Below are 26,189 nucleotides of genomic sequence, written 5' to 3' on the forward strand. Positions count from 1 at the left end.
CCGCAACCATAGGATCACCCCATGCAGGACCTGGAAGAACGCATCGCGCACCTGACGCGCACGGTCGAGGACCTGTCCGATATCGTGGCACGTCAATCGAAGCAGATCGATGTCCTGGAGCGGCGCGTCGCCATGTTGATGCAGCGGGCCGCCGAGGCGGAGTTGGACGCGGGCGGAACCGTCCCCCTGGCCGATCAGCGCCCGCCCCATTGGTGAGGGAACACGCTGACCGGGCCGCGTCGCCAGGGGGTCGCGTCGTGTCAGAGTATTTGGGCCGAGAAGAAACAGGTTGCCTTGTTCCCAACAGGCGGGGACGGTTGCGACATGATCCTGACGGACCTGCCCACAGGCTTCCATAACGACCCTTGGCCCCATTACGCGGCCCTGCGCGACGCGGGCTTCGCCTGGCAGCCCGATGGCAGTTTGCTGCTCGGACGGCACGCGGACCTCTTGGCGATCTACAAAGACACCCACACTTTTCGGTCGGACAAGACAGAGGTGTTTGGACCGAAGTACGGGGTGGGCACGCCGCTCTACGTCCATCACACCACGTCTTTGGTCTTTAACGACCCGCCCCTGCACACGCGCGTCCGTCGCGTGTTGGCGGGGGCGCTGACCCCAAGGGCCCTGGCGCGTCTGCGACCCGGGCTTGAGGCTTTGGTGGACCACTTGATTGATAGCCTTTCGCCGCAACCGGACATGATCCGTGACTTCGCGATGGCGATCCCCATTAACGTGATCGGCGATCTGTTGGCCGTCCCGCGGTCGGAGCGGGCGCCCCTGCGCGATTGGTCCTTGGCCATTCTAGGCGCACTCGAACCGTCCTTGACGCCGCAGCATATGGCCCGAGGTACGGCCGCTGTGTCGGACTTCCTGGCCTACTTGCAAGATCTCGTGAGCCGCAGACGCGCGGCGCCTGGTGACCCGGAGGAAGACGTCCTCACCCGCCTTATCCAGTCGGGTGATCTGTCTGAGGCGGAGCTTTTGCACAATTGCATCTTCATTTTGAACGCGGGCCACGAGACCACGACCAACCTAATCGGCAACGCGCTCTGGCTGCTTGCAAAACACCCAGGGGCGCGGACGGGACCTGTTGATCGTATCGTCGAAGAAGTTCTGCGCCTCGAAAGCCCGAACCAATTCGGCAACCGCCAAACCACACGGGATCTCTTTCTGCATGGTGAGCGGGTCCCGGCTGGGACGGATCTTCACCTCTGTATCGGGGCGGCCAACCGGGACCCAGAAGTTTTTCGCGCACCGGATGACATGCGCCTAGACCGTGGCTCTGCGCGACATCTGGCCTTTGGGGCCGGGCCGCACACCTGCGTCGGCCTGACGCTGGCACGTCTGGAGGCGACTATCGCACTGCAGCGGTTTCTTGCCCGGGTGACGTCCTACGAGCTGCACTCTGTCGTCCGTAGCTGCCGCATCCGCTTCCGAGGGTTCGAGAGCCTCAAGATCACGCTGCCCCCCACCTAGGGTGACCCCCTTTGTTAAGGTTAACCCCCGCCGCTTCGATGTTCCAAAAATATGCGAACGGAACGCGTCCCCAAAGCACGGCGGAAGGGGCGAAGACTGGCAAGGGCTATTGCCGCCCCCCCTCCGCCAAATCCTGAACCGGGATTTGGCCACCGAGTTCGTCTTCAATATGGACCTGGATGATCTGATCCATGTCCGTCTCTGCGCTGAACCCAAGGGCCAGGGCGCGCTGGGGGTCGAAGGCCTGGGGCCACCCGCCAACGATGGCCCCGACGGTCGGGTCATCGACCTTGTCGATCAAGGCCACGGCGTCCGGTCCCGCAACGCGCTCCAGGGCCTCGATTTCCGCGCCAACGGTCGCATCGACGCCTGGCAGGTTGAGCGCGCGGTCCAAGCCCAAGCTCTCTGTGGAAATCTCCGCCGCGTGGATCAGGAAGCCCACAGCCGACCGGGGGGAGGCGAACCAATGGCGCGTGTCTTCCGACACCGGCAGCTTGGCACGCTCTCCGATCAATGGCTCCCGGAGGATTGAGGAGTAGAAGCCGGAGGCCGCCGCATTGGGCTTTCCCGGGCGAATACAGATGGTTGGAAGGCGCAGGGAGACGGCGTCCAAAACGCCCTTTCGGCTGAGATCGTTGAGAAGGACCTCGCACATCAGTTTCTGCGCGCCATAGCTGGTGAGGGGCTTTGGCGGGACGTCATCGCCGATTACCGGCGGCAAGGGTGCGCCGAAGACAGCAATCGACGAGGTGAAGACCATCCGCGGACGGTAGTCCTGCTGGGCTGCAATCGCATCGCAGAGCGCGATCGTGCCCTGTAGGTTCACGGCATAGCCCTTAGCCGTGTCTGCCTCGGCTTCGCCGGACACGATGGCCGCCAGATGGACGATGACATCTGGCCGCGTTTCAAGGAGGCTCCGCGCGGCGTCCGGGTTGGACAGATCGACGGCGAGGGCCTGTCCAGCGATGCCCGAGGGCAGTGTTGGTGGCACAACATCCGCCAAGGTCATGCCTGTGATGGACGCCCCCCGCAGGTGGCCCCGCGCCACAAGCGCCGCCGTGAGTTTTTGCCCGATCATGCCAGCAGCGCCGGTGATAAGAATGTGCATTCCGTGACCTCCCCCAAGTCACAGCAGGGTGCCGCGCCATGGGGCCAAGGGCAAGGCGCAAGGGCCTTGGCCGAGACCCGCTGATGTCATGGGGTATCGCGGGCATGTCATTGCCTATCCCTGGCGTCTGGGCTTCGGTCGGTGTCGGCTGTCTTCCTTCGACCATTGGGAACGTCTCACCATGCGATCCGTCGTCCTGCCAGTTTTGGCCGCCTTGGGCTTGTCCGGCTGTGCCGAACTGACCGAGCTCTATTGCTCTGGTGCCGATGGCTATCGGTTGGGCGAGCGTGTGGCCGCCCGGGGCGGCGCGTTCAGCGCAGTCGAACAGGACATTGCGGCCTGTAACGCCACCGCGTCGCCCTTGAATGCGGAGCGCGCGCGCGCTGGGTGGCAGGCGGGTCGCGCTGCGTATTGCACGCCGTCCAATGCGTTTGACCTTGGCGTCGAGCGGCGGGTGATCGGATCCATTTGCTCCCCTGCGGAACGGGCCGTCATGGAACGGTCCTATCGGTCTGGCCGCTTGGCTGGGGACATCCGACGGGACATACGGGACCTTCGGCACCGTCAGTCAGAGATCAGGTCGCAGCTCGCCGCCCTGTCCAAGGACCAACAGGCGGAGCGTGCGCGCCTGCTGGCGGAGTTGCTGCGCCTCGACTTGCGGCGCGACCGTCTGGACCGACGTCTTTGGCTCCTGTCGCTGCGATGACAGGAATCGGCCGCGGTCCCGGTTTAGGTACAATGCGAGGCGTTGCTACAGAAGGCCCTCAGATCGGAACAAATCCGCGATATCTGCTTGGGGCCTCGGCCCGATATGTCCAATGACTTCGCGTGCGCAGACAACTCCCATCCGCGCGGCCACCTCCAGATCCCGCCCGCAGGCCAAGCCATAGAGGAAGCCCGCCGCGAATTGGTCGCCCGCGCCCGTGGCATCCACAACGGGGACCTTGGTGACGGGGGCTGAGACCCGCGTATCGCCGGATCGCACCCAAACGTCCTCACCCGACCGGGTGCAGGCCACCACCTCGCAGGCATCGGCAGCCATGCCAACGGCGCGGTCCAAATCATCCGTTTCATACAGCGTCAGCCATTCGGCCGCGTTGCCGATGGCGATGTCCATGTCCTCGGCAATCAGGCGCTGGAAATCGTCGCGATGGCGTTCGGCGCAGAACGGATCCGAGATGGTGATGGCGGATCGCCCGCCTGCGGTTTTCATCTTGGCGGCGGCCTCTGAGAAGGCCGTTTTGCCGTCGTCCTTGTCGAAGAGATATCCCTCCAAGAACAAGAGCCCACCGTCTGCGAAGATGTCTGGCACGTCTTTGGAGGAAATGTCCGCCCCGGCGCCCAGATAGGTGTTCATCGAGCGTTCACCGTCCGGCGTCACGAAGATCATGGAGCGGGTCGTGGGCAGGTCCACATCCATGGGGGCATTGGGGAAGGCAGTGCCCGAGGCCTCCAATGCCTCGGCATAGAACCGACCAAGGGCATCGTTCTTGACCTTGCCGATGAAGGCCGTGGACAGGCCCAGGGCGCCAATACCCGCCAGGGAGTTCGCCACCGATCCGCCCGGCGCCTGCACGCGGTCGGTCATGGCGGCATAGAGCAGCTCGCCCCGTTCGCGCTCGATCAACTGCATAATGCCTTTCTCGATCCCCATCTGGTCGAGAAAGCTGTCGTCGGCGTGGGAAATCACATCGACGACGGCGTTGCCGATGCCGATCACATCATAGGGCATGGGGTGGTCCTTTCATGTTTCGAACCGCGTGCGCGGTCCGACCGGCTGGGGGCTCTGCCCCCAGACCCCCGGAGGTATTTGAGCCGAGAAGAAGATCATCGGGTTCCCGGGGTATGGCGCGCGGGGGCAGTGGCGTCAAAGCGGGGTGTTACCTGTTAGGTAGTCTTTTCCTCGAATTGGCAGAGGTCGTTGATAATGCAGGCGCCACACTTTGGTTTGCGCGCGATGCAGATATAGCGGCCATGCAAAATCAGCCAGTGGTGGGCGTGTTGCTGGAAGTCCACGGGAACGTGGTCTTCGATGGCGCGTTCAACGGCGTCCACGTCCTTGCCTGGGCAAATGCCTGCGCGGTTGCCAACGCGGAAGATATGCGTGTCGACCGCCTGTGCGGGGTGCCCCCACCACATGTTCAGCACCACGTTGGCGGTCTTGCGGCCCACGCCCGGCAGCCGTTGGAGCGCGGCGCGGCTGTTGGGGACCTCGCCGCCGTAGTCATCGACCAGCATTTGGCTGAGTTTGATGACGTTCTTGGCCTTGTTGCGGTAGAGGCCGATGGTCTTGATATGCTCGGTCACGGCCTCCAGCCCGAGGTTAAGCATCTTTTGCGGGGTGTCGGCCACCGCGAATAGGCCCCGCGTTGCTTTGTTAACGCCCTTATCAGTGGCCTGGGCCGAGAGGGCCACGGCAACCACCAGGGTATAGGCGTTTGTATGCTCCAATTCGCCCACGGGCTCCGCCTCGCTGGCTTGGAAGCGCGTGAAGATCTCACGCATGACGGGGTAGGGGAGTTGCTTTGCCATTGGCGTCCTTGTGGCGCGCGGTGCGCGTGCAGGCAAGCGCTTGCCGCAAGAACCGGGTCGCGGGATTTGCGCGACCCGCTTACGGTCATGCCAAGCTGAAAGGGTTCCGCCATGCAGATCGAGACCGCCGAGGGCGCCTATCACTACCAAACCATGCGCCGCGCCATCGAGGTGATCGACGCCCGCGCCGATGCGCCCCTGACGTTGGAGGAGCTGGCTAGCGAGATGCACATGTCGCCCGCGCATTTCCAACGGGTTTTCAGCGCTTGGGCGGGCGTGAGCCCCAAGCGATTTCAGCAGTACCTTACCCTGGGGCACGCTAAGGCGCTGTTGAACGAGCGGTTTACTTTGCTCGACACGGCGGCCAGCGCAGGGTTGTCGGGGACGGGACGGCTCCATGACCTATTTCTGCGGTGGGAGGCGATGTCCCCTGGGGAGTATGCGCGCGGCGGCGAGGGCTTGGCGATCCGGTATGGCTATGGGGATAGCCCCTTTGGCGAAGTGTTGGTCTTGGCAACGGATCGGGGGATCTGTGGCTTGGCCTTCACGGCAGAAACGGGGCGCGCGGCGGCCATGGCCGATATGCGGGCCCGATGGCCCAATGCAAATTATGTGGAAGGTGCGGACATTCCCGCCATGGCTGAAGCCCTGTTTCGGGGGGTGGGCGATGCGCGGCTGCACCTGATCGGCGGGCCTTTCCAAATCAAAGTTTGGGAGGCCCTGATGCAAATCCCGTCTGGCCATGTCACCACATACTCAGAAATCGCGACGCGCATCGGATCGCCCAAGGCCGTGCGGGCTGTGGGCACGGCTGTGGGGCGCAATCCCGTGTCCTGGCTCATTCCATGCCATCGGGCCTTGCGGAAGTCGGGCGGTCTGGGCGGCTACCACTGGGGGCTGCCGGTCAAACGTGCCATGCTCGCTTGGGAAAGCAGTCGGGTGGAGGCGGGCTAGGGGGCGGTGTCAAGGGGACGGACGGCACCTGTGTTATCCCATAACCACGGCTTTCTATTGCTTATCGGCGGGCGTGTGGTCATCTGCGGCGGAGCCTCGCGCATCGCGGTCGTTGGAGCGTCGGACCTTGGAACCCCGAGGGCCGCCATGCATTGAGGGTTCAGGCGCACAGCCCAATCACACGGAAAGACCCATATGAGCATGACCCGTAAAACCCCCGTTCTCTTTGTCACCGCGGCGGCCCTCGCCTTGACCGGATGTGTCACGACGCCCGAAGGCGACCCCAACCGCACCGCCAATGGCGCCATCCTCGGGGGCTTGGCCGGCGCTGTGGTCGCTGGGGTTGCCAGCGACGGGGATCTTGAGAAGGCCGTCATCGGAGGGGCCCTCGGCGCCGGTGTGGGCGCGGCCATCGGTCAGCAGTTGGACCGGCAGGCCGCCGACCTGCGCCGCCAATTGGGCGATGACCGGATCACGATCACCAACACCGGTGAGCAGCTAATTGTGACCATGCCCCAGGACATTCTGTTCGCGACCGACAGCGCCAACCTGCGGGGCGACCTGCAAGGGGATATTCGCGCCCTGGGGCAGAACCTGCTGCAATACCCGAACACGACCGTGCAGGTCATTGGCCATACCGACAGCGATGGCTCGGCGGATTATAACCAGGGATTGTCGGAACGGCGGGCCCGTGCGGTGTCTGGTGTGTTGCTGGAAACCGGCGTCCCCAGCAGCCGGATTGTGTCGTTTGGCCGGGGTGAAAGCCAGCCCATCGCGACCAACAACACGCCCGAGGGGCGTCAACGGAACCGTCGGGTCGAGATCATCATCACGCCTAACCAGTGACGTTACTGGGCGCGCGCGGGGTGCGCGCGCCCATGTCGCGCGCCTATTACTTGCCCTTGGTTCGAGGTGGTCATATCTTTTGACCAATTCCAAGGGGTTCCCATGCCGTTCCAACTGATCGAAGCTGAAAAGCTCGCCTCTGCCGTTGTCCGTCAGATCGAGAACCTGATTCTACGTGGCATTTTGCGACCCGGCGATCGGCTGCCCTCGGAGCGGGAGCTGTCGGAGCGTTTGGGCGTCTCCCGGCCCAGCCTGCGCGAAGCGGTGTCGGAGTTGCAGACGCGGGGCCTTCTGGTGTCGCGCGCGGGGGCGGGCGTCTTCGTAGCCGATGTGCTCGGCTCCGCCTTCTCACCGGCCCTCATCCGCCTGTTCGCGACCCAGGAAGACGCTTTGGAGGATTACATCGCGTTTCGCCAGGACATGGAAGGCTTGGCCGCTGCCCGGGCGGCGCGCAAGGGCTCCGACACGGATCTGGCGCTGGTGGACACGATCTTTCGCAAGATGGAGGCGGCCCACAGCAAGCGCGATCCGTCTGAAGAGGCGGGGCTCGATGCGGATTTCCACATGGCCATCATCGAGGCGAGCCATAATGTCATCATGCTCCACATGATGCGGTCGATGATGGACCTGCTGCGGGAGGGCGTGTTCTACAACCGCTCCATCATGTTCAAGCAGCGCAACACCCGCGATATGCTGCTCGATCAGCACCGCGCCATCAACCTCGCGCTCCAGGCCCGCGATCCGGAGGGTGCGCGCGCCGCCGTGGAGGCCCATCTGACATTTGTGAGAGGGGCCCTGGCCGATCAACGGGCTGCGGACCGTCACGAAGATGTGGCGCGTCTGAGACTGCAAAAGGAAGTCGGGCGATAGCGTTTTCGTGGTCCCTCGCCCGATCCCTGTGGTTGCGTGGTGATCCCTGCGCTACCGTAGGGTGACGGCTTCGGAGGCCCCATGGTCCGCGACTACTCCCAGTTCATGCCGAACGTGAAACCACCTGCGCCCACGCCTCTAGCTGCGCTGGGATGGCAGACTCACTTTGCGATGCAGGTGACGCCAGAGGCTCTGAGTCAAGCGCCGCCGATACGGGTCACGCGGGTTGATCGGGTCGAGGTCCATGTGACCGATGGGGAAACCACTTGGACGCTGCCGCCCATCGCCGATGTGGCCGTGGGGGATTGGGTGCTGCCAACGCAGCCGCCGACGATTTTGGATCGTAAAAGCCTGCTGAAACGCCGTGCGGCTGGCCATGAGCGTAGCGTGCAATTGATTGCCGCGAACATCGACACGGTGTTCGTCGTCACGTCCTGCAACGCGGATTTCAATGTGGCCCGGCTAGAGCGGTTCTTGGCCCTGACCTTTGACGCGGGTGCTGACCCGGTGATCGTTCTGACCAAGGCGGATCAATCGGACCCGGCCCCCTACCTGGCCCAAGCTCAAGGTCTGTCCAAGGAAGTAGCCTGTGTGGCCGTGAACGCCAAGGACAGCGCGGCGGCAGAGGCGTTCGCGCCCTGGTGCCGCCCCGGGTGTACCGTTGCGTTTCTCGGGACTTCGGGTGTCGGAAAATCGACCCTGCTCAATGCGCTCCTCGGGGAAGACCTGGCCGCGACCGGAACGATCCGCGAAGACGATGCCCGTGGGCGTCACACGACCACGCGACGGGAATTGCACGTGACGCCGGGCGGGTTCGCCGTTCTGGACACGCCCGGAATGCGGGAGTTGCAGTTGACGGATGTGGCCGCGGGGATCAGCGAGGTCTTTTCCGACATCACGGACTTGGCGGGCGCGTGCAAATTCAACGACTGCGCCCACGAAGCAGAGCCGGGTTGTGCCGTGCGCGCGGCCATTGCTGCGGGGCAGATTGATCCGGCGCGCCTGGAGCGGTGGCGCAAATTGGCCGCCGAGGACGCCTTCAACTCCGCCGACTTGGCGGAGCGGCGGCGCAAGGACAAGGCGTTCGGGAAAACGGTCAAACAGGCGCTCAGGTCCAAGAGACGCTGAGGCCGGGCCATCTGGGCACATCGAGGCGCGACACTCTGCGCCCTCACGTCGCTTGCCGCGACCGGGGCCGCGGCGCATTCTACCATTGTCCCTGACGCGAGATGACCCATGCCCGATGTGCGAACCGTACCCTTACCCGCCGACAGTCGTTTGCATGCCCTGCGTCGCCCCGGCGATTTCCTAGACTGCTATGGGGTGGCCAGTGCCATGTCCCCCCGCGCCGCCGCGGGGATCATCACGGATTTTCCCGATTGGGCGCGCGGGTTGCTTCAGGTTCGACGCCTTGTCACCTCGCCCTTTGGCCTGTCCCAGGATGGCCCGGAGGCGCCGGACAAGGTCGGCCCCTTCCCCGTGGAATATGACGATGAGGCGGAGTTGGTCGCGGGGTTTGACGACAAACACCTCAACTTTCGCGTCTCCGTCATGTCACAGGGCGGGCAGGTGTCATTGGCCACTTGGGTGGACCCCCATAACCTCGGCGGTCGTCTCTATTTGGCGGCAATCATGCCGTTCCATATCGCCATTGCGCGCAATGCGCTTGCCCGCGTGGCGCGGGCTCCGGCCGTGGCCTAACTCGGATCGCCGTCATCCGGCGAGGTATCCGGCGGCGGGCTAACCTGCGCCACAGTTTCTGGCTCCAAACCGTCGACACTGACAAGACGAGCCGTTGCGGCGCGCTCACGGATTGATTTCAAACCGCGATAGACATCGCCCGTGTAGAACGCGTCCCAAGCCTCGGCAGAGGGGAATTCCAGCACAACCAACCGGCGGGGGCTCCAGGCGCCTTCGTGGACGCGATGGGCACCACCGCGTACCAAATACCGTGCCCCTGCCGCCTCAATGGCCGGTTTTACCCGATCCATGAAGGTCGCGTAGCGGGCTTGGTCGTGGATTTCGACGTCGAAGATCACATAGACCGGCATGGCGGCTCCCCCTTCCAGCAGCCTGCGTCGGGTCGGCCCGTAACGCAAGCGCCGCGCTGGGTCACCGCGTGCGGAGATACTCCATCACAGCCGGGCGCACCGTCTGTTCGCCCGCGTCCCGTGCTGCCGAGATAACCTCCCGCACTTCGGCCAGGTTAGAGCGCAGCAGGATATGTTTCACCGGTCCGATGGAGGCAGGCCGCATGGACAAACACCGCAGGCCCATGGCTGCGAAGCACAGGGCCTCCACCGGACGACCGGCGTCTTCGCCACAGAAACTGACCGGCGTATCTGTCTCGGCGCAGCGCGCCACGATCTGCTCAATCAAGCTCAGGAACGAGACGTTCAGCGTGTCGTACCGCCGTCTCACCCGCTCATTTTCGCGATCCGCCGCAAAGAAAAACTGTTTCAGGTCGTTCCCGCCGATGGAGATGAAATCGGCCTCTTCAAAGAACCGCCGGGGGGCGAAGGCCATCGAGGGGGTCTCTAGCATGGCGCCCACGCGCAAGGTCTCCGGCAGGGCATGACCAAGCGAGGTTTCGCGATGGATCTCCCGCAGCAGGTGGCCCCGGGCGGCAATGAATTCCTCCATCTGCGCAATGAAGGGAAACATCAGCGACAGGGGGCGCCCATTGGCGGCCCGCAGCAGCGCTTGCAGCTGCATCCGCATGACGCCCTTCTTGTCCAGCCCCACCCGGATGGCGCGCCAGCCCAGGGCCGGGTTCGGCTCATCCTGGGACTTCATGTAAGGGAGCACCTTGTCGGACCCGATATCGAGCGTCCGAAAGGTCACCGTCTTGCCCTTGGCCGCTTCCATGACGCGGGCGTAAAGGCTCGCCAACTCGCCCCGCTTGGGCACTTTGTTGCGGGTCAGAAACTGCAATTCCGTGCGAAACAGACCAACGCCTTCGGCGCCCGACGATTCGAGCGAGGGAAGGTCCGCCATAAGGCCCGCGTTCATCAGCATCTCGATCCGATGGCCATCCGCCGTCACGCAGGCCCGATCCCGGATCGAGGCATAGCGCGTTTGCGCTTCGGCCTGCATGGCCAGCTTGTCGGCAAAGGCCGCCCGGACGGCTTCATCGGGGCGCAAGTGAACGATCCCCTGATCGCCATCCACCAGGATTGGGTCACCGGAGAGGGCCTCGGACGTGATGCCACTCGCCTGCAAGACTAGGGGAATTGCCCAGGCCCGTGCGACAATGGCCGCATGGCTGCCCACGGCGCCGTCTTCCAACACCACGCCCCGCAGCCGCCGCCCATATTCGAGCAATTCACCGGGCCCGATGTTGCGTGCCACCAGCACCGCACCCTCCGGCAGGTCCGAGGTCGCCCGCCCCTGTCCGGTGAGCATCCGCAACAGGCGGTTCGACAGGTCATCCAGATCCGCAAGCCGATCGCGCAGGTACGGGTCTGCGCCCGCCATACGCGCCCGCGCGGCTGTCTGTTCCTTTTCGACGGCGGCCTCGGCGGTCAGGCCCGCGTCGATGTCGGCCTCCATCCGCCGCAACCAAGACCGGGAATAGGCAAACATACGAAAGGCTTCGATCACCTCGGTTTGTTCGCTGTCGCCCGAGGCATTGGTCAGCATTTGGTCGACCGAGACGCGCATGGCATCGATGGCTTCGGTCAGGCGCGCGCGCTCATGGTCTGGATCGTCGCTAATGGGCTTTGTTATGACCACGCGCGGGTCGTGCAGGTGTACAACGCCCTCGGCGCTGCCTTCTTGGCCGGTAATGCCCCGCACCATGACCTGTTGCCGATGACGGGGACGCAGCGCCTCGCCTTCCCCGACGAAGGCCCCCAATTCGGTCATCTCGGCCAGGACCATGGCCACGACTTCTAGGGCGTAGACCTCATCGTCGGTGTACGCGCGGGCATCGCGGGATTGCACGACCAACACGCCGAGACGTTCCCCTAGCCGCTGGATCGGCACCCCAAGAAAGCTGGAATACACCTCTTCGCCGGTCTCCGGCATGTAGCGAAAGCCCTTAGTCGATGGGGCATCCCGCGTGTTGACCGCGCGACGGGTGCGCGCGACCTGCCCGACCAGACCTTCCCCCACGCGCATCCGTGTCACATGAACAGCCGCCGCATTCAGGCCGAAGGTCGCACAGAGTTCCAGGGTCTCCACATCGCGCAGCAAATAGATGGAGCAGACCTCTGTCCCCATGGAGGTTGCGACCAGATCGACGATCCGATCCAGCCGTTCCTGGCCCGCGTCGGCATCGGCCATCACACCCTGAAGACGCCGCAACAATTTGCGGCTTTCGCTTTCCTTGGTCAGCGGCATTCTGCTCTCCCTCTCGGGACACGGGTATAGGGCAGCGGAACCCCGTTGGGGAGGCTTCGTTGCGTCATGGGCACCAAAGATGCACAGGATATGGACAATCGGACGTTGCACGCCGCCCAACATGGCACTCCTGATCCGCTTCCCGTCTGCTGCGGCGCCGTTAAGCGCCCAACACGCTCACCACTTGCGCAATCCGATCAGATGTCTGGGCGCATCTCCGGCCGTGCGGTGTTCGAACGCGTCTGCTTGGTCCAGATGGCCGCCGAAGCCGTTTGACGGAACTGCCACGCGACGGCGTCAGAGCCATCGTCGCCTATATCATATCCTGCCAAAAAATCCGTGACGCCCATGGATCGGACCACTCGGAACCGGACGGTGCGCGCACACCAGGTCACACGTCAACCTCTCATTAAGGTTAACGATCCCCGCCTTCTTCTCGGCAAAAATACTTCCGGGGTCTGGGGCAGCGCCCCAGTCCGCCCCTCAGGTCCCGTGCTGTGGGTACACTGGGGCGCGCAAGGCAAAGCTGTCGCGCAGCAGGAGCCGCCCGAAGCGGCGACCAGACCTCAGGCCGTTTCCAACTCGAACGCATCGTGCAGCGCTTGGACTGCGAGTTCCATGTACTTTCGGTCGATCAACACGCTGATCTTAATCTCGGACGTTGTGATGACTTTGATGTTCACGCCTTCGGCGGACAGCGCCTCGAACATCTTGGCGGCAACGCCCGCGTGGGACCGCATGCCAATGCCCACCACCGAGACCTTGCTGACCTCCGTATCCGCGATCAAATCGTGGAAGTTGATGTCACCGGAATCCTTGGCCTCGGCCATGGCTTTCTCGGCGCGGGCCACTTGATCGACGGGCAGGCTAAAGGTCATGTCCGTGCGACCATCTTCGGCGATGTTCTGCACGATCATGTCGACGTTGACGCCCGCGTCGGCCAGGGGGCCAAAGATGGCGGCGCTCACACCTGGGCGGTCGGCGACCGAGACCAGGGTCATCTTGGCTTCGTCGCGGCTAAAGGCGACCCCGGCGACCACATTGCTTTCCATGATGTCCTCCTCGTCGCAGACCAGCGTGCCCGCGTTGTCGCTCATTTCCTCGAAACTCGACAGCACCCGCAGGCGCACCTTGTAGCGCATGGCCAATTCGACCGAGCGCGTTTGCAAGACCTTGGCGCCCAACGACGCCAGCTCCAACATCTCCTCGAAGGCGATGGCATCCAGCTTGCGCGCCTTGCGGGTGACGCGGGGGTCGGTGGTGTAAACGCCGTCCACGTCCGTATATATGTCGCAGCGTTCCGCGCTGTGGGCGGCGGCAAAGGCCACGGCTGTGGTGTCCGACCCGCCGCGTCCCAGGGTGGTGATCCGGCCTTCGGGGCTGATCCCTTGGAACCCCGCAACCACGGCCACCTGCATCCCGGCGGAAAACTTGGCGTCGAAGTTGTCGGTGGGGATCTCTTCGATCCGCGCGGCGGAATGGGCAGACGACGTCTTCACGGGCACCTGCCAGCCCTGCCAGGACCGGGCCTCGATCCCGTTTTCCTGCAACACCAGCGCCAGCAAACCGGCCGTGACGTTCTCGCCCGAGGACACGACCGCATCGTATTCCCGCGCGTCGTACAGGGCGGAGGTTTCGTTCACCCACCCCACCAACTCATTCGTCTTGCCAGACATGGCCGAGACCACGACGATCACCTCATAGCCCTTGGCCACTTCAACGCCCACGCGTTTGGCGACGCGCTTGATACGGTCGAGGTTGGCGACGGAGGTCCCGCCGAATTTCATCACGAGTCGCGGCATCGGGCGCCTCCGGGTCATTGGTCCGGGGCCTGTTAGGGCAGGGGGCGTCCGGGGGCAAGGTCAGCAGGCGCCCCACGTCTGCTCACATTGGCAGCTGCGGCCCAAAGCGGTAGAGCGGCCCCATGCCGACCCTCGTCGTCACAGACATCCACGACGCGCCATCCGCGTCCCGGTGCCTCTCGGCCCGGTGCGCCCGTCTCCAGCCGGTCAAGCGTCTGTCGTTGGCCGCGCTCAGCGATGCGCCGGGTCTCTCGGGCGCGGCATTGCATGATCATCTGTTCCGCCAGGATGGCATGGCCAGAGCCGTTGGAGCGCTCCGGGACGTGGACGTGACCGGTTGGATCGGCCTCGGCTACAGTGCTGGGGGCACAGCGCTCTGGCGCGCGGTCCAGCAGGGCGCGCCGCTCTCCCATCTGTTCTGCGTGTCTTCAACCCGCCTTCGGTCCGAGGGCCCAATCGCGATCCCGCATCGTGTGTTTTTTGGGGCCGAGGATCCCGCCAGGCCGAACGACGCATGGGTGCGCCAGGTCCCCAAACGCGCCACTGTTTTCGACGGCGCGGCCCACGACTACTACCTTGATACGGCATCTCGCGCCGTTCGGGAGACGGAGCGGCGGATCCTGTCCGACCTGAGCGATCCATCCACTTTGCCAAATCACGCCAAATGACGAAGCCGCCTGCGGTTTGTAGGGCAGGGGCCGAGGTAGTGTGCTCGGGACGGGACGATGCGGGCGCGTGCGAAGCTTGCCCGTTCTTGGCCCGTCCGTGCGTCTAAGCCGTACAACTTCCGTGACGGCGATCCATCCTCACAGGTCTTCAACCGACACGCCCATCGGTCGAACGATCCCCCCTTCTATCTGCCCCGGCAGCAGCACCTGGCTTTCTACAGACGGCGGCTCGGACCCGAAGGCGGCTCTGCCCTGCGGCGCTGGGCACACGCGACAGAGGCGCCGCGGCCTGCCATGATCCAGGTCAAAGCCCCACGGCCCAGTTTGTACGAGAGTACCCCATGAACCCGTCGCCCAACCTAAGAGATGTCACGCGATTGACCCTGTCCGATTTGATTGCCGCACTCGGGGCGGGCCTTCGCGATTTCGTGACGGCGCCGCAGTACGGGCTGTTCTTTGCGGCGGTCTACGTGGTGGCCGGGTTCGCGTTGCTGTTTCTCGGGGCGGGGCTGTTCACCTGGACATTGACGCTGACCCTGGGTTTTCCGTTGCTGGCGCCGTTCCTCGCGGTGGGCCTCTATGAGGTGAGCCGCCGGTTGCAGGATGGGGGAACGCTGCGATTTGCGGATGTGCTGGCAGTGGTTTGGCAAGAGCGGACGCGTCAGATCCCCTGGGCGGGCGCGATGATGCTGATCTTTTTCCTGTTCTGGTCCTTCCTGGCCCATATGCTGTTCGCGTTGATCATGGGGCCCGCCGCGCTTTTGGGGCCGCCGGATGATCTTGCCAGCTACTTGAATGGACGCGGCCTTATGATGATCGGGCTGGAGCTGGCCTTTGGCGGGGTCTGCGCGTTTCTGCTCTTTGCCTTGACTGCCATCAGCCTCCCCATGCTTCTTGAGCGGGAGGTGGATTTCGTCACCGCCATGCGGTTCAGCCTGCGTTTTACCCGCACGAACATCCGGGTGATGGCCGTTTGGGCGGGGCTGATCGCGACGTTGACCATCGCGGCCTTGGTCCCGTGGTTTCTGGGGCTGTTCATCGTCCTGCCAGTGCTCGGCCATGCCAGCTGGCACCTTTATCGTCGCGCGCTCCCGTCAGAGCAGGGGCCGGTGGGGTAACCCCGCGCGCGACTAAGCCGTCGCCGATCCGCGCGGCCGATCTATTCCGCTGCTAACTCACGAAACTCTGCGACCCGCGCCGGGTCCCGCTTGGCAAGGTCCCTGAGCCATCCTTCAATGGCCTGGCGGATGAGCGGGCGCGCATCTCCCGACATCCCATGCGCCCAGGCCAAAACCCTTTCGCGAACGGCAACATCGGCCTCCTTCGGGTGGGCCAGCTTTGCCCATGGCCGTGTCCCCTCGAACGCAAGCCGCCGCGCCCAGGGGCTGGCGGCTTCGGTCCAGCCCGCCACGACATCGAGACGCCCGGGCTCGGCCACCAGCCGCCGAGAGAGTGCCGCGGCCACGGCGTCGCAGATGACCCGACAATCGACGTCAAACACCCAGCGCTCCAAAAGGGACCAAGCGCCCCCATCTGGCCGAATGCGCGCCTGGGTTAGGACTTTCGCCGCCAGAACCCGTGTATCGACCACACCTTCGCGCCACAGCGCGTCGGCCATCAAAACGCGCCGATCCACCGTCAGGCCGTCCCGCATGGCCTTCGCGGCGTCGCCCAAGACATCCGCAGATAGGCCCCAGGTTTCCCGGGTCGTCCTGTTGGCTGCCTGGTCCCGCGCTGCCCGATCTGCGTCGCCATGGGATCTGAGCGCCTCCAGGAGCGCGTTCTTCGATGTTCCGGAAATATGCCAGGGAGCGCGAGGGACTGGTCCCTCGCCCCCGTCCTTTGCACCATCGGTCATTCGACCGTGACCGATTTGGCCAGGTTGCGCGGCTGGTCCACATCGGTGCCCTTCTGGACAGCCGTGTGATAGGCCAGCAATTGCGCTGGCACCGCATAGACGATCGGGGCGAAGATCGGATCCACACGGGGCATCGTCAGCACTTCCCAAACCCCGTCCGAGGCTTGCGCGGCGCCTTGCGCGTCGGTGACCAACAGGACCTGACCGTCGCGGGCCATGACCTCCTGCATATTGCTGATGGTTTTGTCAAAAATCGCGTCCATGGGGGCAAAGACCACCACGGGAAGCGTTTTGTCGACCAGGGCAATCGGCCCATGCTTTAGCTCTCCGCTGGCATAGGCCTCGGCGTGGATATAGCTGATTTCCTTCAGTTTCAGGGCGCCCTCATGGGCCATGGGATACATCGGCCCGCGCCCAAGGAAGAGGATGTCGGAGGCCTCGGCCAACCGCGAGGCGAGCGCTTCGCAGCGGTCCTCAATCGCCAAGGCAGAGGAGATCAGGCCCGGCAACGCGCGGAATCCGGCCACCAGTTCCGCCTCCCGGGTTGCGTCGATCAGGCCGCGCTGGACGCCCGCGTGAATGGCCAGAGACAGCAGGACCGCCAATTGGTTGACGAAGGCTTTCGTCGAGGCGACGCCCACTTCCACGCCCGCATGGATCGGAAAGACCACATCGCTGTCCCGCGCAATGGTGCTTTCGGCGACGTTCACGACCGCCAGGATGGCGCGGGCCTTGCCCTTGGCGTATCGTAGCGCCGCGAGCGTATCTGCCGTCTCGCCTGATTGGCTGACGAAAAGGGCCGTGTTATCCGCCCCCACCGGTCCCTCGCGGTAGCGGTACTCGGAGGCGATATCCACATCGACGGGCAGGCGCGCGAGGCTCTCGAACCAGTATTTCGCCACAGAACAGGCGATCTGCGCGGTGCCGCAGGCCACCATCTGGACCCGGTCCGTCGCGGCCCAATCATAGGCGGCGGGCGGGACGATCCGGTCACCATCGGTATAGGCGGCAATCACATCGGCGAGGGTTTGGGGCTGTTCATGGATTTCCTTGGCCATGAAGTGCTTGTGGCCCGCCTTTTCCATCTGACGGGCCTCGACCGTTACGCGGCGCACCTCCCGTCCCACTTGACGTCCCTCGGCATCGTAGATCTGGGCGCCATCGCGCGTCACGACGGCCCGGTCCCCGTCTTCGAGATAGGTCACACGGTCCGTCATCCCCGATAGGGCGATGGCGTCGGAGCCGACAAACATTTCGCCGTCTCCGTGGCCGATGGCCAAGGGGGGTCCTTGGCGGCCGCACACCAGCAGGTCACCTTCGCCCTCAAACAGGAAACACAGCGCATAGGCGCCCCTGAGCCGGTCGATGGTGGCAAAGGCGGCATCGCGAGGCGCCAGGCCCTCGGCCATGAACCGCTCGCACAGGCGGACGACGGTTTCGGTGTCCGTCTGGCTTTCCCAGGGGCCGTCCAACTCGGCGCGCAACTCCTGAAAGTTCTCGATGATCCCATTGTGGACGACCGCGACGCGGCCCGCGCGATGGGGGTGGGCGTTGTCATGGGTGACGCCGCCATGGGTGGCCCAGCGGGTGTGTCCGATACCCGCGAAGCCCGGCAGGGGATCGGTCACCAGCAGGTCCGCCAGGTTCACCAGCTTGCCGACCGCGCGCCGCCGATCCAACACGCCATCCTGGACGGTTGCGATCCCCGCGCTGTCATAGCCGCGATACTCCAGCCGCCGCAGCGCTTCGACCATCATCGGGGCGGCTTGGTGGTTGCCCAGGATGCCGATAATCCCACACATCAGTTCGTCGTCCTTGCTTTTGCTGCCTTCAGTCGGGCCATCAGCCGCGCGCCGAACCCATCTTTGTTGACCTGTTTGGACCGCGCGAGGGCCAGATCCCCATCGGGCACGTCCATGGTCACGACACTTCCCGAGCCTGTCATGGCGCCGTGGCCCACGCGCACAGGCGCCACCAGGGAGGTATTCGAGCCAATAAAGGCCCCGTCCCCGATGTCCGTGCGGTGCTTGAAGACGCCATCATAGTTGCACGTGATGGTGCCAGCGCCGATGTTCGCCTTTGCGCCGACGCGGGCGTCGCCCACATAGCTGAGATGGTTGATCTTGGCCCCAGCCGCGACCTGTGCGGCTTTGACCTCCACGAAGTTGCCCACGCGGGCATCCCGGTCCAGTTCCGCGCCAGGTCGGAGACGTGCGTAGGGGCCGACGACGCAGCCGTCCGACACATGGCAGCCTTCCAGATGGCTAAAAGCGCGGATGGTCGCGCCGCTTTCGATGGTCACACCTGGGCCGAAGACCACGTTCTGTTCCACGACCACGTCGCGGCCAATTTCGGTGTCGAAGGCGAAGAACACCGTTTCAGGTGTGGTCAGCGTCACGCCCCGATCCAGGGCCGTCGCGCGCGCGCGCGACTGGAACGCCGCCTCAGCGGCGGCGAGGTCCGCGCGCGTGTTGACGCCCAGCGTTTCTTCCTCAGTGCAGGTCACGACCCGGGCAGAGAGGCGTGCCGCCCGAGCGAGGCGCGGCACATCGGTCAAATAATACTCGCCCGCCGCATTATCGTTGCCCACCTGATCCAGCAGATCGAATAGGGTGCCCGCATCCGCCGCCAGCACGCCCGAATTGCATAGGGTGATCGCCAGTTCCTCCGGCGAGGCATCCTTGGCTTCGACGATCTTTTCCAGGCGATCACCGTCGGCGACCAGGCGACCGTACCGCCCCGGATCCGCCGCCTCAAACCCCAGGACCACGATATCGGCACCATCCCGGCGCGCCGCCACCATCGCCTCCAGGGTTTCGGGCTGAATGAAGGGTGTATCGCCGTACAGGACGATGGCGTCCCCCTCGAAACCCGCGAGCGACTCTCGTGCCTGAAGCATGGCATGACCGGTGCCCAATTGTTCGGTCTGGCGGACCACAACGGCCGCCGGGTCTAGCTCGCTCACTTCGCGCGCCACCTTGTCTCCGCCGTGGCCCGCAACGACCACGGTTCGGTCTGGCTCCAACGACGCACCAGATGCCAGCGCATGCTGCAGCAGACTGGCGTGGGCGACCCTATGCAACACCTTGGGGCGGTCGGAGTGCATGCGGCTGCCCTGCCCAGCGGCCAGCACGATCAAAGCTGTTGGCATCTTCGGCCTTTCTTTCCTGATGGCTCCGTTCTACCTGCGCCGGAGGGTGTCGCAAGGGCGGCGTCGGCGAAAGGACACCGAGCCATGAAACGATCTGTCATTTTCGACCTGGACGGAACGTTGTGCGATACATCTGGCGATCTTTTGGCTGCGGCAAACGTCGCCTTGGCCCGTTTGGACCGCCCCGAGCGTTTGGACCCGGCCCGGACCGAAGACAAGGCCACTGCCCTGCGCGGGGGACGCGCCATGCTGCGGCTGGCGTTGTCCCGCAGCGGGCCGGTGGACGAAACGCTGGTGGATGCCGGATACCGCCCTCTGCTTGAGGCCTATGGCGCGGCCATTGCCGAACACACGGAGTTCTACCCTGGCGCGCGGGATGCGGTGGCCCGTTTGCGGGACCGAGGCGATGGCGTGGCAATTTGTACCAACAAGCCAGAAGGCTTAGCGGTGAACCTGATGGCGGAACTGGGTGCGACCGATCTGTTCGACGCGCTTGTTGGCGCCGATACCCTGCCCGTGCGCAAGCCCGACCCGGCCCCTCTGGTCGAAGCCGTCCGCCGGATCGGAGGCGACATGGGGCGCACGGTTTTGATCGGCGACACGGAGACCGACCGCAAAACCAGCGCAGCCGCTGGCGTGCCCTCGATCTTGGTCACCTTTGCGCCGGGTGGTATGGATGTGGCGGGGCTCCACCCAGAGGCGCTTTTGGATCACTTCGATCAGCTGGAAGACGCGCTGTCGGTCGTCGGTCTGTAGCCAGACCGACTCGGGGAGGGGGCTCTGCCCCCGCGCCTGCGGCGCCCCCCCGGAGGTATTTTTGCCGAGAAGAAACGGTAGGGCGCTATGGTTCTGGTGGGTAACGTGCTGCGGCGCCGAGGTTAGGGGCCCGTCTCGCGGGTCTTTTGATTGTCGCATTGACGGAGGTCTCACTTGGCGCCTAGCTGGCGCAATGGAGACCTTCACAAAACCTTTCACGCGGCAGGAGCCGATCCCGGAAGAGGCCATTGCCGCCGCTGTCGAGGTGATGCGTGGTGGGGCCCTGCATCGCTACGGTGCGGACCCCAGCCATGTGGCCGCGTTGGAGGCTGAGTTCGCTGCTCAGACGGGGGCAGCGCATGCGCTGGCGGTGGCCTCTGGCGGGTATGCCATGGGGTGCGCTTTGCGCGCGTTGGGGGTCCAGCCTGGTGACGGCGTTCTGACGAACGCCTTTACCTTGGCCCCGGTGCCAGGTGCGATTGCTGCGGTGGGCGCGCGGCCTGTCTTGGTCGAGGTGACCGAGGATCTGGTGCTCGACCTGGAGGATTTGGCGGTCAAGGTGGACCGCGCGGATGTTCTGATGCTGTCGCACATGCGGGGCCATATCGTCGATATGCCTGCTTTGATGGAAATTTGCGATGCCGCCGGGGTCGTGGTGGTCGAGGACTGCGCGCATACGATGGGCGCCGCCTGGGCGGGACATCCGTCGGGGCGATGGGGCGCGATTGGTTGCTATTCCTGCCAGACGTATAAGCACGTCAATTCCGGGGAGGGCGGCCTGATCGTCACCGATGATCCTGATTTGGCGGCGAAGATGACCCTGCTGTCGGGCAGTTACATGCTCTATGCGCGCAATGGCACCGCGCCCGAAGAAGCCGTGTTCGCCCGGCACAAGGGCCTGATGCCCAATGTCTCGGGGCGCATGGATGAGCTACGCGCCGCGATCTTGCGCCCGCAACTGCGTGATTTGCAGACCCAGGCAGAGCGTTGGAATACCCGCTACCGGGCTTTGGAACATGCGTTTCGCGAGGCCGCTGGCCTGACGGTCATCGAACGTCCCCAGGCAGAGGCGTTTGTGGGGTCTTCCATCCAATTGTTGGCGCAAGATCCGGGTCGTCTTGGGGCATTTGTGGATGGCTGCGCGGCGCGGGGCGTGGAATGGAAGTGGTTCGGGGCGGAGCGCGCCCAGGGTTTTACCTCCGCACATCACCATTGGGAGTATGTGCCCGCCCATGATTTGCCACGCACCGATGGGATCTTGGCGCGGTTGATCGATCTGCGGGTGCCGTTGACTTTCGATCTGGAGGATTGCGCCCAGATTGGGCGGATTGTGGTGTCGGAAGCAGAGCGGGCGTTCGCCTGATGCTGTGCGGGCCCGGGCAAAGACCGGGCCCGTTTGTCAGGCGGGACATGCGTTTGTGGGTATCGCTGTTGGGACGTTGCTCCGTTTCGTTACCTGTCGGCGAGGAAGCCTATCGCAGAGTGCGGTCAGGACGCCGCTTTCGCCGGTAGTACGCAGGCTGAGTTTGCGTGTTGTGGCGCTTTACCGTGACGCAGGCGCGCCGGTCCTCGTTTGCGGGAGGGCGGACGAAGGTCCGCCCGGCCACATGCTCTAACGGGCGGTGCTGCGGTGAGCTGAGCCACGGAGTGCGCAGGCCACAACGGCTCCGGCAGCCGCCATACCCAAGCATACCGAGGGCCAGATACCCGCGATTTGCGCATCCAACAGTTTGTGTGGGCCATAGCTGACCAGGGCCATGAGAGCCGCAAGCCCAGCGACGCTCCGCCCAAGACCGGACGATGTTGGCCCCAGTATCAGTGCCGCAGCGGCCAAAGCTAAGGCCGCGCCAAGCCAGGGCGCCATGGCAAAGAGCGGCGTCGCAGCCGGCGGGTGGGGCGGCACCCCGGCATAGAGCGCGGTCAACATGACGGCTTGCAAGATGATCAATGCGCTCAGTCCGGCGCGGGCAATGGGGTCTGACATGGGCTGGATATCCGTAATTGTGTGTACGCTTGCGCCTATCCGTAATTGCAATTACGCCTCTGGTCAACCGTTGAGAGGACCCATGGACGACACAACCCGCCGCGCGCGTCAGGATCAGATCGAAGCCGCTGCCTATGACGTGCTTGAGCAGAAGGGCTACGACGGCGCGTCGATGCTGGCTGTTGCAAAGCAGGCGCGTGCATCGAATGAGACGCTGTACCGTTGGTATGGCGATAAGCGTGGCCTCTTCGCGGCCCTCGTTGTGCGGAACGCGCGCGACGTGACGGAACTGCTGCGGGGCGTGACGGACGGGGACGATCCCATGGCCGTATTGCGCGATCTTGGGCCGCTGCTGGTCAGGTTGGTGACCAGTGACCGGGCTGTTGCGCTCAATCGGGCGGCGGCTGCGGATGGGTCTGGCGCCCTGGGGGCGGCCATAGCTGAACATGGTCGAGAGACGGTCCAGCCACTGCTGGTGTCGTGCCTTTTGCGGGCGCGCGACCGGGGTCTGCTTCGGTTCGACACGCCGGACGCCCCGACGGCGCTCTATTTGGATTGCCTGATCGGAGACTTGCAGATCCGCCGGGTGATTGGCCGCGCCGCTGCCCCCGATGCGGAAGCCTGTGCCGCGCGGTCGGAGCGGGCGTTGGCCGTTCTGATGGCGCTGTACGGCCCTGGTGATCCGGGTGCCGGTCGGGGCTAGGTGGCCGGGGACAGATCCTCGTCGTCTTCTTCTGCTGTGTCGGGGCGGCGTGCGGCGGCCACTCGTTCGAGGACCAGCTTGTAGGTGTCGGTATGGTCGTCGATGTCCCGCAACAGATCACCAGGCGATTTCGCATGGGGCATGTTCAGGCCGAGCGCATAGGCGATGAGTTCGGAGCAGAACCATTTGCCCCGATCTTGGCGGCGGAAGTTGAAGAGCTGCGACAGCACCATGGACCAAAGCTCATAGGGCTTGCCGACATGGGCGACGGCCCGGTCCCAGGCATCGTCCGGCGCCCAGGGCACGGCATAGATGTCCCATTTCGCAGGGGTCAGGGTGATTTCTTTGATGCGGACGCCTTTGTCGCGGCCCGACGCGCTGACGCAGCGGACGGTATCGCCCCGGCGGGGCGTCACATCTGTGTGGATCAATTCGCAATGGGAAAAGGGGGACCGCGTGGCGTAGCGCACAATCCGATCCGCCACCGTGCCGCGCCCGCGATAGAACGCCACGTAGTATCGCATGTCGCTGTCTCCCTCTGCTCATGCCGGCGTCCCACGGTCTTTGTCTGACGCCACCACGTCAAGTAGGGCAAACCGGACCGTCGGGCATGCGGGGCAATCGCACGACTGGACGAACGACCTTCTGGGCGCTAAGAACTGAACAAGCGTTCAATTCCGGGGAGGGAATCGTCCGATGTTTACAGCTTCCATGACCTTTGACGTCGGCGAGGACGTCACCGCGCTGCGCGAGATGGTTCACCGTTGGGCGCAGGAGCGGGTCAAGCCGATGGCCGCCGAGATAGACGCCACCAACGCCTTTCCCCCCGCCCTTTGGCGCGAGATGGGAGAGCTTGGCCTGCTGGGGATCACCGTGCCCGAGGCGGATGGCGGTGCGGGCATGGGCTACCTCGCCCATACCATCGCCATCGAGGAAATCGCGCGGGCCAGTGCCTCGGTGTCCTTGTCCTATGGCGCCCATTCCAATCTTTGTGTGAACCAGATCGCCCTGAACGGGACCGACGCACAAAAGGCGCAGTACCTGCCTGGTCTGATCTCGGGTGAGAACGTGGGCGCCTTGGCCATGTCCGAAGCCGGGGCAGGGTCGGACGTCGTGGGCATGAAGCTGCGCGCCGAAAAGCGCAACGACCGCTATATTCTGAACGGCACCAAGTATTGGATCACCAACGGCCCCGACGCGGATACTCTGGTGGTCTATGCCAAGACCGACCCGGAGGCGGGGTCCAAGGGGATCACGGCCTTCCTGATCGAGAAGACCATGGCAGGGTTCAGCACCTCGCCCCATTTCGACAAGCTGGGGATGCGTGGCTCCAACACAGCCGAGTTGGTGTTCGAGGATGTCGAAGTGCCGTTCGACAACGTCTTGGGAGAAGAGGGCGGCGGCGTCGCGGTCCTGATGTCTGGCCTCGATTATGAGCGCGTGGTCCTGTCGGGGATCGGCACCGGCATCATGGCCGCCTGCCTGGACGAGGTGATGCCCTACCTGGCGGACCGCAAGCAATTCGGCAAACCCATCGGGTCGTTCCAACTGATGCAGGGGAAGATCGCCGACATGTATACGGCGATGAACTCCGCCCGCGCTTACGTCTATGAGGTCGCCAAGGCCTGCGACCGGGGCGAGGTCACCCGCCAGGATGCCGCCGCTTGCGTCCTCTATGCCTCCGAGGAGGCCATGAAACAGGCGCACCAGGCGGTGCAGGCCATGGGCGGGTCGGGTTTCATGAATGACAGCCCCGTGTCCCGCATCTTCCGCGACGCGAAGCTTATGGAGATCGGGGCTGGCACGTCCGAGATCCGCCGGATGCTCGTCGGGAGGGAACTGATGGGGGCGATGGGGTGAACGGGCAGCTGCGACACCAACAGGTCCGAGCGCGCCATAATGGCCTCGCCTGCTTTATGGCAATCGTGCTTGCCGCTGCGCCGACGCACGCCCAACGCGTGGCTGCGGATATAACTGACTATGACCCGGCGATCTTGTCGTCTTGCCTTGCGTCGAAACCGGCACCTGAATGCATCGGGGTGGGGGTGCACGACTGCGTCGAGGCGACCCCGAACCTGGCATCTTTCCCTTGTGGCAGTTTTGAGCGCGATCAATGGAACGAGGAACTCGATCAAGCGTACGCGCGTGCCTTTGCTTTCTTTGCACGCTATGACTTAAAAGAGCCCAGGCCAGAAGACGTGGAACGCTCCAGAGAGCAGGCGTTACGGGACTCGAAAGCGGCTTGGGAGGTCTGGCAAAGCACCACATGCGATTACGACGGGCCGTACCACGGGACGGACCACTTCGAATTTGTTGGCCTCACTATGGCGCGATGTACTACTGAAACAACTGCAGCCCATTTCGAATGGCTGTCAGATATGATGGCGCCCCAATACGACTACAAGAATGAATACGACGTGTACCAGCCATGAATGGCTCTACCGTCAACGGCATCCAGTTTTCTCCGATCCGGCAGCATCGTCTCCTGATCCAGAGTGTTCTCGCTCGGAACGTTTCCGGAAAACGCAGCCATGGACCAGGAAACCGAAGGACCTGTCCGCTTCCGCGATTACTTATGCGATGTAAGCCTCCCACATGGCGACGTGGAATGGCCCACCCATGCGACGGATTGCGGGGACGCGGCCATCGACATGACCCGCGGCGCGCGGTTGATCCGGGGGTATCTTTGGGCCGAGCGCAGTCGGGAGGGGGAGCGCCGCGTGCGGCGTATCAAGCCCAAGCGGTTGGAACTGGGTCGCTACGTTCTGGCGGGGCCGGAGTTGCTGATCGCATCGGACATCATTCGCGCGGCGCTCAGCTTGGCCATGGTGGACCTCTTGTACCTCAGGCCGCTGGTCGTCATCCGGGCGGTGATTTCATACTACCTCGACCGCGAACCCGCCGAGGTAGAGCGGGGGCTTCCGGAATGGCCGGGATCAGCATTGCCGCTCCGGTCTCCGAGGCAGGCGTTCCGTTTGACCCCGCCGACGTTGACGCTTGCCTCAAGACCGATCCACCTGTCGACTGCGTCATGGTAGCCGCTGAGGCCTGTCTCGAGGTCCCGACGCCCGAGACGTTTGCCAATGTCGCAATCCGCACGTGTCATGGACGGGCCCATACCATATGCGCCGAAC

General features: G+C 64.3%; 27 protein-coding genes. 16 read left to right on the top strand and 11 right to left on the bottom strand.

The genetic code is table 11. From position 1 onward, the window contains the following. The first annotated feature begins 21 nt into the window (after positions 1-21). Positions 22-216, top strand: coding sequence for a SlyX family protein (locus tag K5R33_RS16560; protein ID WP_220750194.1), 195 nt, complete (start codon positions 22-24; stop codon positions 214-216). Between the two features lie 108 nt (positions 217-324). After that, the gene (locus K5R33_RS16565) at positions 325-1,479 is read left to right on the top strand and encodes a cytochrome P450 (RefSeq protein WP_220750195.1); all 1,155 of its coding nucleotides are present in this window, start codon (positions 325-327) and stop codon (positions 1,477-1,479) included. Positions 1,480-1,585: 106 nt separating this feature from the next. Here the strand turns inward: K5R33_RS16565 and denD are convergent, their stop codons facing one another. After that, complete coding sequence (gene denD, locus K5R33_RS16570; RefSeq protein WP_220750196.1) at positions 1,586-2,587, bottom strand: D-erythronate dehydrogenase; 1,002 nt, start codon at positions 2,585-2,587, stop codon at positions 1,586-1,588. Between the two features lie 181 nt (positions 2,588-2,768). Between denD and K5R33_RS16575 the strand changes: the two genes are divergently transcribed. After that, a complete protein-coding gene (locus K5R33_RS16575) occupies positions 2,769-3,293 on the top strand; it encodes a DUF2799 domain-containing protein (RefSeq protein WP_220750197.1) in 525 nt (174 codons plus the stop codon). Positions 3,294-3,338: 45 nt separating this feature from the next. Here K5R33_RS16575 and K5R33_RS16580 read toward each other — a convergent pair whose 3' ends face one another. Together K5R33_RS16580 and nth are read right to left on the bottom strand one after the other, a co-directional pair. Further along, positions 3,339-4,319 (bottom strand): adenosine kinase, encoded by a 981-nt coding sequence (locus K5R33_RS16580; RefSeq protein WP_220750198.1) that lies wholly within the window; start codon positions 4,317-4,319, stop codon positions 3,339-3,341. Between the two features lie 155 nt (positions 4,320-4,474). Beyond that, positions 4,475-5,119 (bottom strand): endonuclease III, encoded by a 645-nt coding sequence (nth, locus tag K5R33_RS16585; RefSeq protein ID WP_220750199.1) that lies wholly within the window; start codon positions 5,117-5,119, stop codon positions 4,475-4,477. Positions 5,120-5,230: 111 nt separating this feature from the next. Between nth and K5R33_RS16590 the strand changes: the two genes are divergently transcribed. The 5 genes from K5R33_RS16590 to K5R33_RS16610 all read left to right on the top strand — a co-directional run bounded on the left by K5R33_RS16590 (position 5,231) and on the right by K5R33_RS16610 (position 9,490). Beyond that, the gene (locus K5R33_RS16590; protein WP_220750200.1) at positions 5,231-6,073 is read left to right on the top strand and encodes a methylated-DNA--[protein]-cysteine S-methyltransferase; all 843 of its coding nucleotides are present in this window, start codon (positions 5,231-5,233) and stop codon (positions 6,071-6,073) included. A 201-nt stretch (positions 6,074-6,274) separates the two neighbouring features. Next, complete coding sequence (locus K5R33_RS16595; protein WP_373314188.1) at positions 6,275-6,919, top strand: YiaD family glycine zipper/OmpA-like lipoprotein; 645 nt, start codon at positions 6,275-6,277, stop codon at positions 6,917-6,919. A gap of 102 nt (positions 6,920-7,021) precedes the next feature. Further along, positions 7,022-7,789, top strand: coding sequence for a FadR/GntR family transcriptional regulator (locus tag K5R33_RS16600; RefSeq protein ID WP_220750202.1), 768 nt, complete (start codon positions 7,022-7,024; stop codon positions 7,787-7,789). A gap of 81 nt (positions 7,790-7,870) precedes the next feature. Then, entirely contained in the window at positions 7,871-8,917 is a 1,047-nt protein-coding gene (gene rsgA / locus K5R33_RS16605; RefSeq protein WP_220750203.1) for a ribosome small subunit-dependent GTPase A, read from the top strand. A gap of 108 nt (positions 8,918-9,025) precedes the next feature. After that, the gene (locus K5R33_RS16610; RefSeq protein WP_220750204.1) at positions 9,026-9,490 is read left to right on the top strand and encodes a DUF2867 domain-containing protein; all 465 of its coding nucleotides are present in this window, start codon (positions 9,026-9,028) and stop codon (positions 9,488-9,490) included. On the opposite strand, the gene K5R33_RS16615 is transcribed toward K5R33_RS16610, so the two are convergent. The 3 genes from K5R33_RS16615 to K5R33_RS16625 all read right to left on the bottom strand — a co-directional run bounded on the left by K5R33_RS16615 (position 9,487) and on the right by K5R33_RS16625 (position 13,935). After that, the gene (locus K5R33_RS16615) at positions 9,487-9,840 is read right to left on the bottom strand and encodes a DUF1330 domain-containing protein (protein WP_220750205.1); all 354 of its coding nucleotides are present in this window, start codon (positions 9,838-9,840) and stop codon (positions 9,487-9,489) included. The two genes, K5R33_RS16610 and K5R33_RS16615, sit on opposite strands and share 4 nt — an antisense overlap. 61 nt (positions 9,841-9,901) lie before the next feature. Then, positions 9,902-12,133: a phosphoenolpyruvate--protein phosphotransferase gene (ptsP, locus tag K5R33_RS16620; protein WP_220750206.1), complete on the bottom strand. Its 2,232-nt coding sequence runs from the start codon at positions 12,131-12,133 to the stop codon at positions 9,902-9,904. 566 nt (positions 12,134-12,699) lie between these two features. Then, positions 12,700-13,935: an aspartate kinase gene (locus tag K5R33_RS16625; protein WP_220750207.1), complete on the bottom strand. Its 1,236-nt coding sequence runs from the start codon at positions 13,933-13,935 to the stop codon at positions 12,700-12,702. A gap of 122 nt (positions 13,936-14,057) precedes the next feature. Between K5R33_RS16625 and K5R33_RS16630 the strand changes: the two genes are divergently transcribed. Both K5R33_RS16630 and K5R33_RS16635 read left to right on the top strand, forming a co-directional pair. Further along, complete coding sequence (locus K5R33_RS16630; RefSeq protein ID WP_220750208.1) at positions 14,058-14,603, top strand: dienelactone hydrolase family protein; 546 nt, start codon at positions 14,058-14,060, stop codon at positions 14,601-14,603. Positions 14,604-14,944: 341 nt separating this feature from the next. Continuing rightward, on the top strand, positions 14,945-15,721 hold the full coding sequence (locus K5R33_RS16635; protein ID WP_220750209.1) for a DUF2189 domain-containing protein: 777 nt from the start codon (positions 14,945-14,947) through the stop codon (positions 15,719-15,721). Positions 15,722-15,762: 41 nt separating this feature from the next. Here K5R33_RS16635 and K5R33_RS16640 read toward each other — a convergent pair whose 3' ends face one another. From K5R33_RS16640 to glmU, 3 genes are read right to left on the bottom strand one after another with little or no spacing between them, the layout of a single operon-like run. Then, positions 15,763-16,461 carry a DNA alkylation repair protein gene (locus K5R33_RS16640; RefSeq protein ID WP_220750210.1) on the bottom strand — a complete coding sequence of 233 codons (699 nt, stop codon included), beginning with the start codon at positions 16,459-16,461 and terminating at the stop codon, positions 15,763-15,765. After that, entirely contained in the window at positions 16,458-18,263 is a 1,806-nt protein-coding gene (gene glmS, locus K5R33_RS16645; RefSeq protein WP_220750211.1) for a glutamine--fructose-6-phosphate transaminase (isomerizing), read from the bottom strand. Before glmS ends, K5R33_RS16640 begins: the two co-directional genes overlap by 4 nt. Then, entirely contained in the window at positions 18,263-19,612 is a 1,350-nt protein-coding gene (gene glmU, locus K5R33_RS16650) for a bifunctional UDP-N-acetylglucosamine diphosphorylase/glucosamine-1-phosphate N-acetyltransferase GlmU (RefSeq protein ID WP_220750212.1), read from the bottom strand. Before glmU ends, glmS begins: the two co-directional genes overlap by 1 nt. Positions 19,613-19,696: 84 nt before the next feature. On the opposite strand from glmU, the gene K5R33_RS16655 reads away from it, so the two are divergent. Then, a complete protein-coding gene (locus K5R33_RS16655) occupies positions 19,697-20,368 on the top strand; it encodes an HAD family hydrolase (RefSeq protein ID WP_220750213.1) in 672 nt (223 codons plus the stop codon). 193 nt (positions 20,369-20,561) lie between these two features. Further along, entirely contained in the window at positions 20,562-21,731 is a 1,170-nt protein-coding gene (locus K5R33_RS16660) for a DegT/DnrJ/EryC1/StrS family aminotransferase (RefSeq protein ID WP_220750214.1), read from the top strand. A 249-nt stretch (positions 21,732-21,980) separates the two neighbouring features. Here the strand turns inward: K5R33_RS16660 and K5R33_RS16665 are convergent, their stop codons facing one another. Next, the gene (locus K5R33_RS16665) at positions 21,981-22,352 is read right to left on the bottom strand and encodes a hypothetical protein (protein WP_220750215.1); all 372 of its coding nucleotides are present in this window, start codon (positions 22,350-22,352) and stop codon (positions 21,981-21,983) included. Positions 22,353-22,434: 82 nt separating this feature from the next. Here K5R33_RS16665 and K5R33_RS16670 point away from each other — a divergent pair, with 82 nt between their 5' ends. Beyond that, complete coding sequence (locus tag K5R33_RS16670) at positions 22,435-23,055, top strand: TetR/AcrR family transcriptional regulator (protein WP_220750216.1); 621 nt, start codon at positions 22,435-22,437, stop codon at positions 23,053-23,055. Here K5R33_RS16670 and K5R33_RS16675 read toward each other — a convergent pair. Next, positions 23,052-23,579, bottom strand: coding sequence for a hypothetical protein (locus tag K5R33_RS16675; protein WP_220750217.1), 528 nt, complete (start codon positions 23,577-23,579; stop codon positions 23,052-23,054). The two genes, K5R33_RS16670 and K5R33_RS16675, sit on opposite strands and share 4 nt — an antisense overlap. A gap of 172 nt (positions 23,580-23,751) precedes the next feature. On the opposite strand from K5R33_RS16675, the gene K5R33_RS16680 reads away from it, so the two are divergent. From K5R33_RS16680 to K5R33_RS16690, 3 genes are all read left to right on the top strand, one after another. Further along, complete coding sequence (locus K5R33_RS16680) at positions 23,752-24,915, top strand: acyl-CoA dehydrogenase family protein (protein ID WP_220750218.1); 1,164 nt, start codon at positions 23,752-23,754, stop codon at positions 24,913-24,915. Beyond that, positions 24,912-25,487 carry a lysozyme inhibitor LprI family protein gene (locus K5R33_RS16685; RefSeq protein ID WP_220750219.1) on the top strand — a complete coding sequence of 192 codons (576 nt, stop codon included), beginning with the start codon at positions 24,912-24,914 and terminating at the stop codon, positions 25,485-25,487. Before K5R33_RS16680 ends, K5R33_RS16685 begins: the two co-directional genes overlap by 4 nt. Before the next feature lie 99 nt (positions 25,488-25,586). Further along, positions 25,587-26,093: a DUF1622 domain-containing protein gene (locus tag K5R33_RS16690; RefSeq protein ID WP_220750220.1), complete on the top strand. Its 507-nt coding sequence runs from the start codon at positions 25,587-25,589 to the stop codon at positions 26,091-26,093. Positions 26,094-26,189 lie beyond the last annotated feature (96 nt).

The sequence above is a fragment of the Jannaschia pagri genome, assembly GCF_019655435.1.
Taxonomy (GTDB): Bacteria; Pseudomonadota; Alphaproteobacteria; order Rhodobacterales; family Rhodobacteraceae; genus Jannaschia; species Jannaschia pagri.